Annotated in this window: 10 protein-coding genes and 1 CRISPR repeat array; all 10 genes read right to left on the bottom strand. The window is 40.6% G+C overall.

Going from position 1 to position 13,746, the window contains the following annotated elements; genetic code table 11:
- Positions 1–7 precede the first annotated feature (7 nt).
- Entirely contained in the window at positions 8–787 is a 780-nt protein-coding gene (locus ACYTXL_RS23435) for a phosphate ABC transporter ATP-binding protein (RefSeq protein ID WP_461926824.1), read from the bottom strand.
- Between the two features lie 212 nt (positions 788–999).
- A complete protein-coding gene (locus ACYTXL_RS23430) occupies positions 1,000–2,844 on the bottom strand; it encodes a tetratricopeptide repeat protein (RefSeq protein ID WP_461926823.1) in 1,845 nt (614 codons plus the stop codon).
- A gap of 215 nt (positions 2,845–3,059) precedes the next feature.
- A CRISPR array of direct repeats spans positions 3,060–3,452; the repeat unit is 36 nt; unit sequence GTGCTCAACGCCTTTCGGCATCTAAGGTTTAGTCAG.
- A gap of 271 nt (positions 3,453–3,723) precedes the next feature.
- Positions 3,724–4,017, bottom strand: coding sequence for a CRISPR-associated endonuclease Cas2 (cas2, locus tag ACYTXL_RS23425; protein ID WP_335124282.1), 294 nt, complete (start codon positions 4,015–4,017; stop codon positions 3,724–3,726).
- The gene (gene cas1, locus ACYTXL_RS23420; RefSeq protein WP_461926822.1) at positions 3,923–5,692 is read right to left on the bottom strand and encodes a type I-MYXAN CRISPR-associated endonuclease Cas1; all 1,770 of its coding nucleotides are present in this window, start codon (positions 5,690–5,692) and stop codon (positions 3,923–3,925) included. The genes cas2 and cas1 overlap by 95 nt, the downstream gene beginning before the upstream one ends.
- Before the next feature lie 57 nt (positions 5,693–5,749).
- Positions 5,750–6,328, bottom strand: a complete 579-nt coding sequence (locus ACYTXL_RS23415; RefSeq protein WP_461926821.1) for a Uma2 family endonuclease — start codon at positions 6,326–6,328, stop codon at positions 5,750–5,752.
- A gap of 89 nt (positions 6,329–6,417) precedes the next feature.
- On the bottom strand, positions 6,418–7,068 hold the full coding sequence (gene cas5, locus ACYTXL_RS23410; protein WP_461926820.1) for a type I-MYXAN CRISPR-associated protein Cas5/Cmx5/DevS: 651 nt from the start codon (positions 7,066–7,068) through the stop codon (positions 6,418–6,420).
- Complete coding sequence (cas7i, locus tag ACYTXL_RS23405) at positions 7,065–7,985, bottom strand: type I-B CRISPR-associated protein Cas7/Cst2/DevR (RefSeq protein WP_461926819.1); 921 nt, start codon at positions 7,983–7,985, stop codon at positions 7,065–7,067. Before cas7i ends, cas5 begins: the two co-directional genes overlap by 4 nt.
- Before the next feature lie 108 nt (positions 7,986–8,093).
- Complete coding sequence (gene cas8a1, locus ACYTXL_RS23400) at positions 8,094–9,623, bottom strand: type I-MYXAN CRISPR-associated Cas8a1/Cmx1 (RefSeq protein ID WP_461926818.1); 1,530 nt, start codon at positions 9,621–9,623, stop codon at positions 8,094–8,096.
- Complete coding sequence (gene cas3 / locus ACYTXL_RS23395; protein WP_461926817.1) at positions 9,620–12,031, bottom strand: CRISPR-associated helicase Cas3'; 2,412 nt, start codon at positions 12,029–12,031, stop codon at positions 9,620–9,622. The genes cas8a1 and cas3 overlap by 4 nt, the downstream gene beginning before the upstream one ends.
- Positions 12,024–12,689 (bottom strand): type I-MYXAN CRISPR-associated protein Cas6/Cmx6, encoded by a 666-nt coding sequence (gene cas6, locus ACYTXL_RS23390; protein ID WP_461926816.1) that lies wholly within the window; start codon positions 12,687–12,689, stop codon positions 12,024–12,026. The genes cas3 and cas6 overlap by 8 nt, the downstream gene beginning before the upstream one ends.
- Positions 12,690–13,746 lie beyond the last annotated feature (1,057 nt).

The following is a 13,746-nucleotide window of genomic DNA, read 5'->3' as shown; positions in this document are numbered from 1 at the left end:
AAATACTTTAACTGGCGCGGGCGAAAACGTAATTGCGGGTGCGAGAATCCACGGGGTTAGTAAAGATTTTATTTGTAGTACCAAATTCAATCATTTGAGTAGTGCGATTTTCATTACTACAAAAGAAAGCCGTAAAATCAGATAGGCGAGTAACTTGCTGCATATTGTGAGTAACCATCACAATTGTCAATTCAGAGCGCAAGTTATGGATCAGATGCTCAATTTTCATGCTACCGACAGCATCAAGACCTGACCAAGGTTCATCCATCAACAGAACGTTCGGTTTGACTGCTAAAGCACGGGCGATACATAATCTTTGTTGTTGACCACCAGAAAGCTCTAAAGCAGATTTGTGCAGCTTATTTTTCACTTCATCCCAAAGATCGGCAGCTTTAATCGCAGATTCAACAATCCCATCTAATTCTACTTTCGGATGCCATCCAACTAACTTCACCCCATAGGCAACATTATCATAAACGCTCATGGGAAAAAGATTTGGCTTGGGAAAAATCATACTAACTTGGCGACGTAAGCGATTGATGTTAACACGACGCTCATAAATACTCTGTCCACAAAATTCTACTTTTCCTTCAACCCTCATTTCTCCTTCTAATTCACTCATCCGATTTAACGATTTAAGAAAACTAGACTTGCCACAACCACTAGAACCAATAATTGCCGTGACTTGGTTTTGGTAAATATCCATTGACACGCCTTCAACTATCTTTTGAGTGTCGTAATAGAAGCTGAAGTTTTTGACTCTGATGGCTGGAACTAGTTTACTCATATTCCCAAAACGTGTGAAACAAAACTTGACTAAAGTAAAACACTATAAATCAGCGTCGCTGTTTCACTATGTTACACCCAAAAGGAGATATTCATAGAATTTACTTAGTTACACAGTACTTATACAGCAGATAAACTGTTAATAACTACTTACATTAAGGCTGTATGCCAAAATTTATCCCAGACTTTGCAGACTGACCATTTGGCAAATAATTACATATCTCCCTTATATTCTTCTAACAATTGCGGAATGTGATCATAGCCATCTACACCAATAACTGCAATGATTTTAGGGCGATGTTGCTGTAATAAGTTTTGGAAAGCTTCTGCACCTATTTGCCGTTGTAAAATTGTCAGTAACCCTGCTGGTTGACGCCACTCACGAGAAGCAATTTGCTCTAAAAGATACATTCCCATGCAGCCTGTGTAAACTGTTTTTTCGGAATTTTGTAGATGATAATAAGCTTCTGCCAAATAAGCTAAGTTCCGCCCTTGGAGATACAAATCGCCGGAAACTTGCGCTGTTTTAAAGCCGTCTTCGAGATATTTAATTGCTGTTTGGTGTTGTCCAATTACTAGATAGGCAATTCCTAAGCTGCTCACACATAAGGCTTTACTTTGAATATCACCTAATTTTTCTGATAATTTTAAACCTTGTTCCAAATAATTAATTGCGGCTTCATAGGTTTCGGGTTGTATTTGTTCAAGTTCATGAGCTTGCATAACTTCGCTGTAACCTAAATTTACTAACGCGTTTGCTTCTCCTGTCTTATCGCCTGCTTGCCGACTTAATATTAATGCCCGTTGACTATAGTTAATTGCCTCAGCATAATTTTGTTGTTGGACGTAGGTGCGGCTAAGGTGGTTGAGATTGGCAATTTCACAGAGGCGATCGCCTGCATTCCTGGCGATCTCTAGCGCCTGCTGATGAAAATCAAGCGATCGCTGGTATTGTCCTAAAGCACGCTGAGAATAGCCTAAAAGTGTCAAAATTCGCGCTTTTTCCTGGGTTCCCTCGCCACGTCGTAGTGGTTCATCCAGATAATCTAAGGCGTCTCGCAAATAAGTACCAGTAAAAGAGGCAAAAATCCCGCCGTAAAAGGGAAAATACGGACGCTGGGCAAAGGTTCGCAAAATCTGGAGCATGATTTGAGAACAGGCATCCCTGTATATTGTTCCAATGCTCTCAAAACCACTTGCTAACTGACTCCAAATCACTGCAAAGGTCAAGAAAGTGGAAATGGACAACTTTGGCCCGGCTTTCACATCGTAAGCTTGTTGGTCAAACCAGTTAATTAGTCCCCGTTGCAAGTACTGTAAAATTAATGCCATTTCCACCCAATCTCTGAGGGTGATGCCCCGTTGTCGCTGGGCAAACTCAATTGCCGATTCTTCCATAGCCAAGGTACGAAGCAGTGCTTTGGGTAACTCACTATTCAGTTGTTTAGCCCAACTTGCCCAAGGGCCACGTTCTCCGGGTACGCCGCCAAATCCCAAAGATTCTTTTTGCTCGTACATCCAACTGATTAAGTTATCTTGCAATCGCTGCCAAGAAGCTAAACCACGGGTAATACCTTCGGAAAATTGTTGTAAATCAGAATCTACCTGGGCAAATTGCTGTAATGATTTTGACAACTGCTGTAACTGTTGCGAATTGAGGGGATACTTCTGATTGGGGTCTGTAACCCGTAAAAATGCCGCCAGACGCTCCTCAGCAGGGGCTGTGATGATTTCTGAAACTGCTCCGGCGATCGCTTCTGTGGCTTTGTTTTCCTCTTGCCAGCGTTGCCATTGACTTTGAATGGTCTTAATGGCTCTCAAACTCCGAGTCGCTTTCCCTTTCTTGAGTTCGTCTTTTTCGCTATCTACTTGGCTTTGGAGGGCATTCAGGCGATCGCTCAAAGCTAGCTCAAATACTTCCCCTGTACCGGAAGTGATTCCTTTAAGCAGCATTTGATATACCATCTCAACAGAGCTAATTTTGCCCTTGAGGGTGGTTTCAACAATTTCATCGATTAAGGCAAGATAGCGATCGCGCAACGGCAGAGATTCTGACACTTTGGCTATTAGAAAACGTCACCTCAATTCTAATTCTAGTCCTGGTACAAGAGGAGCGGAGAACTTTCAAAGGTAGGTATATTAAAAATCAGACTGTGAGAATCGACCACCTCAAGCCACTCAATTATCTGGATTCGGAATGTCAGCTTCGGCAGTTAATCAGCGATCGCATCAGTAGACTACGCAATAATGATGGTTTCAAAAAATTAGCATAGGTGCTCAACGCCTTTCGGCATCTAAGGTTTAGTCAGTTGAGTAATTTAGTTACCAGTTCCTTATACTCTTGGTGCTCAACGCCTTTCGGCATCTAAGGTTTAGTCAGCAGGAAGCCTTTAGACAGAATCAAAGCGGCAGTGTGTGCTCAACGCCTTTCGGCATCTAAGGTTTAGTCAGATCCAAATACAGGAAAGCTAGGAACAGTTATTATCCAGTGCTCAACGCCTTTCGGCATCTAAGGTTTAGTCAGAATCTATCAGTTTTTATTTTCGACTCTCACAAGATAGTGCTCAACGCCTTTCGGCATCTAAGGTTTAGTCAGAGTTTAACGAAGACCACGAACGCATATTAAGTGAGTGCTCAACGCCTTTCGGCATCTAAGGTTTAGTCAGGGCGCGTGCTGAAACGTATACCAGAAGACCTGCCAGATTCGATTTTACAAGCACCTCACTTGAGAAATTAACAGACTAACAAAAATCCTAAACAAATATCACCCTTAACGTATGGGAAGCAATCTTAAACCCCTTGTCCTGTCTAGCTTCTAAGCCATTACAAAAAAATGCAAGCATCTCCAGCCAGTCTAAAAAGTCAGACTTGCAGATACAGTAAGAGTTTTGAGCTTGTCTACTTCTGTTTTAGCCTTAACAGCCTCAGATCCATGCATCAGACAATCCGGTAAGCTTCCTGTTGGGATGACCAAACATCTGGACGATTGTATGATGGGATGCCAACAACGCACTGATTAGACAAACGAATTAGAAGCAGACTATCTTCTGGGGCCAATATTTTTTCAAGTTCCCAACGTAATTTTTCGCGCGATCGCATAGTCAGCCAAGAGCGAAAAATGGAGTATTGCATCCTTTCACCATAGCCTTGAAGTAAGTTGTAAGCTTTGCGCCAACGCTTGCGATCGCGAATGTCGTAACAAATGAGGTAACAATTTTTCTGTTCTGCCATTGCAATACCTCAGCGCAGTACCAAATGACCAAACAAACCTACCCTCACCAGACCATTCTTTTTCTAACAGCCGCACTTCTAATTCAAATAAACGGCGATAAGTAAGGGAATAACCCGTGACAGGATGTTTCCAACTCTCTTGTTTCCGATTTTCATACAGTTCTACGAACTTGCGCCTACCAGCTTCACTTAACCAGACTTGCGTCCCATGAATTTCAAAATCTTCCAAAACATCCCATTGACCTCGATTGACTGAAGCCATTACTGTCATATCTACCAAAGGCACGCGGAAAATTTCCAGCAAATCCAGTGCTAATGGCGCAGCTTGAGAGCGCGGTTGATGATAAAAACCCAAAGCAGCTTCTAAACCCACAACTAGAATACTGTTCATTACATCCTTGAGTAAAAGTGCATAGCCAAAACTCAGCAGTGCATTGAACCTATCTTTGGGTGGGCGGCGATTTCGACCGCCAAAGTGCAGTTCTTTTGAGACTTCTGGTGAAATCAAACAGGGTAAAGCACCAAAATATAGCGCTGCTAAATTTCCTTCTAGCCCTAAAAGAGATTCCAAAGATTTAGCTTGAGGAACTTGTTTGAGAACAGCTTTCATTTGAGCAATCGCTTTCTCCAACTTCTCTGCTTTAGCTTTACCTCTAGTTCCTCGCATTAAAAACTTACGCTGTCCCTGTCCACGACAAACTACCAACTTACGGGCTAATTCCAGGCAGAAATCAGGATTGCTCAGAGCAGTATACTGACGAATTCGCCTTTGAATGCTGCCTTGGCGACTATCAAAACTACCAAGATAGCGTCCACCTCCCGAAATAAAATGCACTCCTATACCTTGGTCAGCACAAAAATGCAATGCTTGGGTAGAGATTTGTGAAAAACTATGTAAAACTAGCTGTCCTACTTGACGAGCGGGAACTGTTTCTACAGGTTGATTGCGACGGGTAATTTTGATTTGTTCTCCGGTTCTACCAACACAGGTTCCAGGCTCCAAAACATGAATTATTTGCCGTTCATCATCTTCAGGAAACAACCGAATTGGTTGCCACTCCCTATCATGGGCAAGCCGCGCTTCTTCTGGTAAACAGACGGGAGCTAGGGAGCAACGAGCGCACAATCGCTCGTTATCAATTACAGGTGGTCGGTGGGTAGATTGTCTGAGAGTGCGTGCTTGTTGAATTGCTTCACGAACTGCTGCCCGTCCTGCATCATCCACTGGTACGTGAACCAGTACATTATCAGCATGGTAGCGAATGCGTCCTTGTTTAACTGTAATTCCTTGCACGGATTCTAATAGATAAGCATAAGCAAGGACTTGCAGGCGATCGCTCTCCCAAGCTTGAGGTTGATTATTCTCATCTCGATGAGAGCGACCGCGTTTGTGTTCGTAGGGAATTGTTTGCCCATCGCGGGTGCGGAGGGCATCTAGCCGCCCTCGTAATCCTAATTCTTCGCTTTCAAGAAAAAGTTCCTCCCATTCCTCCTCTTGCTGTTTTTCTAGTTGAGTATGCAGTCTGCGTCCAGCAAAGATGGCTGCATTTTGGGTGTAAAGTTCTTCGACTTCTTCAAGGTAGAAGAGGCGAGGGCAGTAAGCAAGGGCGTGGAGAGCAGAAACACGAATAGTTTCTGGTTTTGTAGAAATTTCGAGGTGTTCGAGAGTTTGCATATATGTCTGTAAGGTAATTGTGTTTTAGCGCCTTACGACATCAGAGGAAACGGGATTTTAGGGATTTAACCCAGCTCGTTGAAAGATTGCGTTAGGAGTAATTTCCAATTCTGATAGCAAATCATCAGTAATTACTTGATGATCTCGATAAGTAATTGGCAAGGAAGATGGCACAAATACAGTTACCGTTCTAGCTTTGGTATCAACCACCCAAACACGAGAAACACCACCTTTAAGATAATCAGTTGCTTTTTCGGCAATTTCGCCAAAAGTTTGACCAGGTGAGATAATTTCAATCACCAATTCAGGTGCAACAGGACAAGCTTGATCTAATAGCCAGTCAGCAGCAAGACGGTGATATGAAACATAGGTCAAATCTGGTATAGGCATCCAATCTTGTTGATTTTGTGTCAGTTTGATTGCCCATTCAATTACAACCCGACCCTTTTCTTGCGCCCATGCAGACAATAGTAGAAATAAAGCACCTGTAGTCGATCCATGAAAAAATTTTGGTGACATTTCATCGTCTTTATATTTGGGAACAGCTTCACCGTTAACAAACTCGTATGTAACATCACCTTCGGGAAGTGCGAGAAATTCCTCTAAGGTTAGGCGTTTATTAGAAGACTGAACCATAGGTGTTATATGGTAAAAGAGGTTTACTTTTAGTTTAGGCGATCGCTCATTTGATAACGACTTATTGAAATATTTTGTGTCCATTTTTTCTAACTTGCTTGAATTACTGTCCAGGCAGACTCAGGAGGATCAGATAATTCAGAAGGTTCAAGTATTAGATATCTCTGCCAAGCAGTACCTTTGGAACCGACATGATCCACCCAATAGGGTAAAGTTAAGAACCCGTTTTCATCTCGTACCAGCCAGCGCAACAATTTAACTTGATGGCTTTTTGGTAACAAAGTAACAACATTGACCAAATCTCGACTTTCTCCCAAGCATAGACCCCCAAAACGATTGATCGCAGCCGGGTTGGCAAATGCAATCTCTAGGCGTTCTGGTAGTGTTAGTTGTGAATTATCTGTTCCGGCATCAACCCAAGCAATAAATCGAACATCAGTTAATAGTTCCTGATAATCTGGTCTAGCGTTGCTGGGATCGTGGATATCTTTCTTTTTAAAGCGGCGAAATGTGCGGATGACAGTTGATTTTTGTGGTTGAGTGAGAAGAGCGATCGCTAAACGAGTTCCACAATGCTTGTATCTATTCATCTCTCCCACTATCGAAAGCAGCATCCCATAAACAGTGGATGGTGGAGGGACTGGATAACTTTCAGCGTACTCTCTGGCGCGAGATTGACGAAAACTAGCTATGGGAACTTCTACTTCCAAAGCCAACATTTTCTCAGTTGTTATAGTCATCGAATTAACTCCATTTGAGGGAGCTGTAAATCTTTAGCGATAACTTGTTTCATGCTTTGTACAGCTAATTTAATTCCTGGGAAAATATTCACTCCCAATTCTTCTAATTCTTCCACCTCTTCAGATTCTGTAATTGCTCCTGCTATCCACAACTCCTGCGGTTCAATATCTTGATTTTTGACTTTTCTGAGCAATTCGTCAATTGATATTTGTCTCTCTTTTTCTTCAAAGCAATAAAGAATTCGGGGCGAAAAATCATGTGTCCATCGTAAAATCAAACTTTCGGGAGAAAAGTCGTAAAGAAAACGAGAGTGGTTCCCTGCTACTTCTCCCAGAGAACTTAAACCATCAAGAACTCCTATTACGCGAGATTTATCTTTCAAGCGTTCTGGGGTTAATGCAAATCCATATTGATAGCAAGTTGCATGAACTTCGGTTCCATAAAGCGAAGTCCTTCCCTTTTTACCGCTTGCAGCATTGAAGGTTAAATCACCACTAAAAGGTGTTGTAGAAACAGCACGAGTTACTTCTAAAATCCCTCGTTTAGCTGTCGTTGTACCTTTAGGTGCTTTTTTCCCTTTTTGTTTAGGTTCATCTGAAGCTTCAACTTTTGCACCCTCAGCACGCATAAAACCTAACACGTCATCATCAATAAAAATCGTGTCATCAAAATTTTCATTCTGCCAAATATTATCGTTTGTATCATCATTCCAACGACGATTGACTTGATAATCGTTGCCAGCAGTTTGCCAATAGTAACGTAATGCCCAACGAATTGCCTCAGCAGAAACTGTGGTATGAACTTCTCCTTTCCAAAGAATTTTTTGTAAAGTAGTTATATTACCTTCGTTTTCTCCACGGTTATTAGCAGCAGTACCATAGCCTGTTAACACATTTCCAAATAAATGAAACGACATTTTTAAATCTCCTTAAAAATTACAAACATTCCCAGAACTGTTAAAACTTCGGCTCCACTCAGTTTTAACAGTGAGCGGAGCGTTTTAACAGTGAGCGGAGCCGAACTGTCAAAGGCCAATATCAATCACATTTTCTTCATCCAAACTATCTTCATCAGCATTATCTTCATGAGAAATACCTTTGCCTTTATAACTAGCTAATGCCAACAGAGCTAAATCTCTCGATTTTTTCCAGTTCTTATCAGCCATGACAAACTCCATTAACTCTTCCCAATGTTCCTGTAGAGTAGGAATTCTCCCTGATCGTGACCAAAAATCAGTAATAAATTCTCGGAATGTATCCGAATTTTTACATCTAGTTAATCCGGTTCTGAATTTTACAGTGACACGTTCAAAATTAGGAATCTCACCAGCCTTAGTTTTATCAGCAACTTGACCATAAGTATAATTTATTGCTTCATGACAAGCTTTAACAAATAGTTTTTCGCGTTCATCTGATTGAACTTTCTGAATCACTTGATATAGTCCTCCCCTTTCATAAGATAATTTTTTGAACAGTTCATTACTGTTTACTTTTTCTGAAATACCAGAATACCAAAGTTGATTTCTTGCCAAATTTTCAGCAATTAATTCTCTAGCGAAACTAGTCACCACAAAAGTACTACCCTTACCTACAATTGATTTATCTTTTAACCAATCATTACAAACCTGATAGTTGTGACAAACCTTGTCACTGGCTTCTACTACATACATATCTGTCCGAGTTTTTTGTTGAGTTGACCATGCAACAGTTCCCAAAGTTAAAACTTTACAGCGCGATACACCAAAGTCTTTAGTAATATTTATTGTTGCTTCTAAAGTCAAAAATCTTAGCCCCGCATCGCCCAAACCAGAAGCATGAAAATCTTTGTAAGTGGCATATCTCAAGTGTTGATTTTGACGATATTGAGCATATTTTTCTAAATCTGTGATTTCTGGAACTACCAATGCGTATTGAGCACGTTTATTTCGCAACTTAGAGCGGAGAATATAGTAATAACAAGCAACGGGGGCAAATAACAGAAGGAATGCATTTTCTGGAAGTTCTTCAAAAGAAGTATCAGAACTGAAGGCAACATGACGTACCACCGCACCGGGATTTAACCACCCAGCAACACTAATAGCTTTTGTCAGCAATTGTTCGTTTTTATCACAAAGGTAACTGGAAAAATCTTGATAAGCATAGCTTTGCAAGGCTTTATATGTAACCTGAATCTCTTTTTCATCCTCACCTAATGATAGAGATTCGGTTTGTGTTCCAGCCGATTTATGAGTGCTGTTATGTTGTAAAAAAGTGCCAAGAATTCCCTGGTGTATAATCACCTGAGCATCCTTACGCATAGTTTGCGAATCTAAACCACGAAGGGCAATCAGTCCATCATTTATTTGGAATGATTCTTTTAATAGCCATTCCAAAACTGTTTTATCATTACCTTGCCAATTTAAGATGACTTTTCGCTTGTAACGCTCCCAATTTAATCCCTTTGGACGAGCCACTTTTTCTATTTCTAACTGCTTTAAAGTCATCCATAACCCAGCTAACCCAGCACAATGCAATAAAGTAAAACTAGGATTGCCTAAATCAAATTCTAATTTCACTGCTCTGCTCCTACGTCTTCGCTGTAGCGAATTCTGCCAATTGGAGTGATGGGATAGAATCCCCGACGTTGCCATTCCCAATAGTCTGGTTCAATTCGGATAGGTACTGACCAAGCTTGTGCTTCCTGTTTGAACAATTTCATCCGGGATTCATCCTTACCTTGTTTGAGTAATTCTTGTCTGCGCTGTTCGGCAATATCCCAGATTACTGTTTCATCCTCACCCAATAACACGGTAATTGTGTATCCTCCTTCACGTAGGAAATCTGGGCGATTACACCAGTTATCTTCCAACCAACTTGATTTAACTTGCTCGACTTTCTCTGAGTGAAGACGGGCAGCGACTTCAGCTAAATCTAGTTGAGAAATACCTGTTTTACAGGAAAATTCTTGAATTAGTTGCTCTCCTGTCAGAAGTTCTGCAGAATCATAGGGTCGCTTATTATCCCAAGGATAAATAATTGCCAGTCTTGCTCCTTCTTCCTGTCTAGTCATCCTGCGGTTCAATCTTCCCAAACGTTGAATTAAAGATGCTGCGGGAGCCATTGCAGATATCAGTAAATCAGCACTTAAATCCAGGGACATTTCACAAACTTGCGTAGTGACAGCCAAAACTGGTTCATCTTTCCCAAAGGCTTCAATTACGGCTTTATGTTTCTTAAGCCTATCTTTGTAACGATAGCGACTATGATAAATTAATGGTTTAATGTCTAATTTTGGTAAATGTTCAGCAAGCTTAATTTTTGCAGCGCGATAAATTTCGATGCAAGTTTTTACAGAATTAGTCACCCATAACACTTTCTGGTTATTTCTAAGAGCTTCTATTGCAGGTTGCCAAATTTCTTTAAGTTCATCAAAGTCAGTGACTTGAGAGATATATTTAATGTCGTAACGCTTAAGTTCCTCTAGTTGCTTTGGGCCTTCAATGGGTTCATCTAGTTCTTCACCTTGTTCTACAACAACTTGATGAATAGCTTGTAACTGTTCGGGAGTAAAGCTAGCACTCATCAAGAGAATAGGCGCACCGCGAAATGCCCTGATAAACTTCAACAGCGCCCCGAAAAGACGTGCATCGTAGGCATGAACTTCATCAAAAACAAAAGCAGATTGTGCGATCGCAGCCCAAGAGTAAAGTGGTTTGCGATTGTTTTGAATTAAACCCAATACAGAATCAACTGTACAGACAATCAGTTTCTTCCGCCATGCCTGAAAAGCCATTAATCGAATATTGATACTCTCTGAATTATCCGAGTCACCAGAGAATAGTAATTCTCTATCTAAATCAGCACGAGAGTGCATTAAATCAGGTTCGATTTCTGTACCATCTGCGTAGTCAATATATCCTTGGGAAGCTGTACCTGTAGTTGGATAGGAGAAAAATAATTTACCTCCTACTGCCCATTTTTCTCCCCAGGCATACGCACCAATGGTTTTACCTGTTCCACAACCTGCTTTAACGAGCGTTATTCGACGATCCGATTTGGCAATTGACTCTTGAAATTCACGTAATTTTTGACCTTTTAGGCGTTGATTGACTAATTTCTGAATATCTTCTTTTGTGAGTTGCAATGATAATACTTGTTCAATCCATACCTTAAAGTCTTCTTCAGCTAGAGGTAAAGCAGAACCAGCCAAATCTGCTGCAATTACTGTTGCTTTCACCGCAGCAATCAATTTTTGCTGCTCCCAGTCTAGTTGCGATTCAAACTGAATAAATTCATCGCGTAGATTTATTAAAGCTTTTTGTAATTGACATTTTGACCAAATCTCTGGAGGTAATTCTGGTAAGTTCTCAGGTAATCCTAAAGCTTGATGACCCATTTTCAAGAGTGCTTTAAAATCTGAATGATGGGTATAAATTTTTAATTCATCTCCAATACCTGAAGGAATTTCGGCTATAAATCCCGCAGCTTGGTTATTTTGATTTAGCCCTATTTTGAGATGATGCCCCATTGCTGCCCAAACAGCAATCATCAAGTTTGCATTCTGGCATTGTTCCAACCATTCCCTAAATGTAGGTACTTGCAACGCCAAAATGCCACTAATGACTTCATGACGCAGCATTTGTCTATCTGACTGCCTCTCTTTCAAAATCCTCTTTCGGTAATCTTGATGCTTTGGATCTGGTGATTTTTGAAGAGTCTTCAAGTAAACCATTTCCTGAAAATGTCGGTTTGCTTTACCCCAATCGTGCAAATATGCACCTAATCTAACTGTTGTTGCAAAGTAATCTAAATCAATATGTTTTATTCCTAATTGCTGGAGAATTGACTTACCCAATTTATCCACCAAAACATCAGCTGCTTGCATCACAAAGCTGATATGTCCTGTATATTTTGCAGAACCTCGTGCCCGATCATTTTTTTGATCTTCTGCTGATAAGGATTTCGCCAATAACACCTTAAACATTCCTACCTCCCTTAAAAGGCAGGAAATATCCACAACCAAGGTGTCTTTTGCCACCAATCCCCCACTGTTGTAACTTTAAAGAATCATCATCACTTAATTCTGAAATCTCAGTTGTAAAACCAACAATGGTATATCGTTTCACTTTTAGCGTTTTGCGACTAAGTTCACCTTTTTTATTTACCGGAATAGAAATTTGCCCTGAGATTTCTAAATCATCAAGCTGACGCTTTACTGCATTTAAAAAAGGCTCTGGTTCGGTATATCCTTTGATAACAACAATTCTTGATCTAAGCGTCTTTGCTGGTTTAAGCGTAAATATTTCTGGGATACCAATTTGAATCTCATGTATTCCTAATCGAATACTCTTTCCTGCCAATTTATAAATCAAGGAGATTTGAGGAATCGGTACGCGAATTCGCAAGCAAGATTGTTCTGTCAAAAGAATTTTGCCTTGTTTATCAGCAAAACCAGGAATTGTCAGAATACTGATTGCTGTTTGCTGACGTATCTCTGGAATTATATGAACACACGCTGCAAAAAGAGCATAGTTATGATCCGCAGGCAAACATTTTCCTCGGACTGGAAAGCAAAGCTCAACAAATGGCTCAAGTTCATCACCTGCATTTTGAGATGCAGAAAAACCTACAGATGCAATCACTTTAGGAATCCCCCGAAATGACAAAATTTTAAATATTTAAAATGTTCAAAACCTTACGGCATCAGAGGTAGCGATTGAGAACTAGCAGCACATAGGGCTTGGAGCCAGTAGTAACCTGTGTTTCAACGAAAAACTTGAAAAGGTTAGCTTTAAATCTTGAAACATCAGAATAAATCATGAATAACAAAAATTTAAGATGATGTCAAGTTTTTTACTAATATGCTCAACGCCTAACGGCATCATAGGTTTAAAGCAAGCAGGGTTATGTTAGTCCCAGCTGCTCTACAACACTTAAAAGTATCAAACCTTTAAATCGTGAAAGTGCTCAACACCTGACGGTATCACAAGTTTAAGTTACACCGCTTAATTTACTACATATACAGGACTTACACAAAACTACACGCCCTCAGGGGCAATTCATGAATTGCCCCTACCTAAAAATCATTCTTTTCGGCTATTGTTTGCGTAAGTCCTGATATAGCATAGCGTCTATGTAGTGTTCAACGCCTGACGGCATCAAAGGTTTGGGCAGAATTCAAAAAACTTACCCTTTAAGTTTGGCTGGGGATTGTGCTCAACGCCTACTGGCATCAAAGGTTTGGGCAGTGCGATCGCTAAAACCTATATCAGAACTCCTCTGAGATTCAATATTACAAGCACCTGGTTAAAAAAAGGAACACATTGAGCAAATATTTACTCAAATCTTATCCTTAAGAATAGCAGATAAATTTGAAACCCTTGTGCTGTGTAACTTCCAAGCCATGAAAAGAAAATACAAGCACCTACAGATAGTCTAAAAACTTTGAAAAGCCAGTCCAGCAAGGGTTTTCTATATGTGCTTCTCTATTGTAGGCTTCACAGTCGGAGATCCATGTAAAAATCCATAGATCAATTTGTTCACTTAGCGATCGCTACCATTTAAACTAAACCACGTCTATCTTGAAACCTGTAGTTCTTCTGTCATCAAAAGGATTTGCCCTCATCCCCCAACCCCTTCTCCCAAATCTGGGAGAAGGGGAGCCAGAATTTCAAAGTCCCTCTCCCATATCTGGGAGAG

The sequence above is a fragment of the Nostoc sp. genome (assembly GCF_054880495.1).
Note: the sequence above shows the minus strand (reverse complement) of the source record. Positions and strands in the feature narration are given on the sequence as shown.

Excerpts from the sequence above, each read along its gene's own strand:
- ACYTXL_RS23435 (WP_461926824.1), bottom strand. The coding sequence starts at position 787 with ATGAGTAAACTAGTTCCAGCCATCAGAGTCAAAAACTTCAGCTTCTAT.
- cas2 (WP_335124282.1), bottom strand. The coding sequence starts at position 4,017 with ATGGCAGAACAGAAAAATTGTTACCTCATTTGTTACGACATTCGCGAT.
- cas1 (WP_461926822.1), bottom strand. The coding sequence starts at position 5,692 with ATGCAAACTCTCGAACACCTCGAAATTTCTACAAAACCAGAAACTATT.
- ACYTXL_RS23415 (WP_461926821.1), bottom strand. The coding sequence starts at position 6,328 with ATGGTTCAGTCTTCTAATAAACGCCTAACCTTAGAGGAATTTCTCGCA.
- cas5 (WP_461926820.1), bottom strand. The coding sequence starts at position 7,068 with ATGACTATAACAACTGAGAAAATGTTGGCTTTGGAAGTAGAAGTTCCC.
- cas7i (WP_461926819.1), bottom strand. The coding sequence starts at position 7,985 with ATGTCGTTTCATTTATTTGGAAATGTGTTAACAGGCTATGGTACTGCT.
- cas3 (WP_461926817.1), bottom strand. The coding sequence starts at position 12,031 with ATGTTTAAGGTGTTATTGGCGAAATCCTTATCAGCAGAAGATCAAAAA.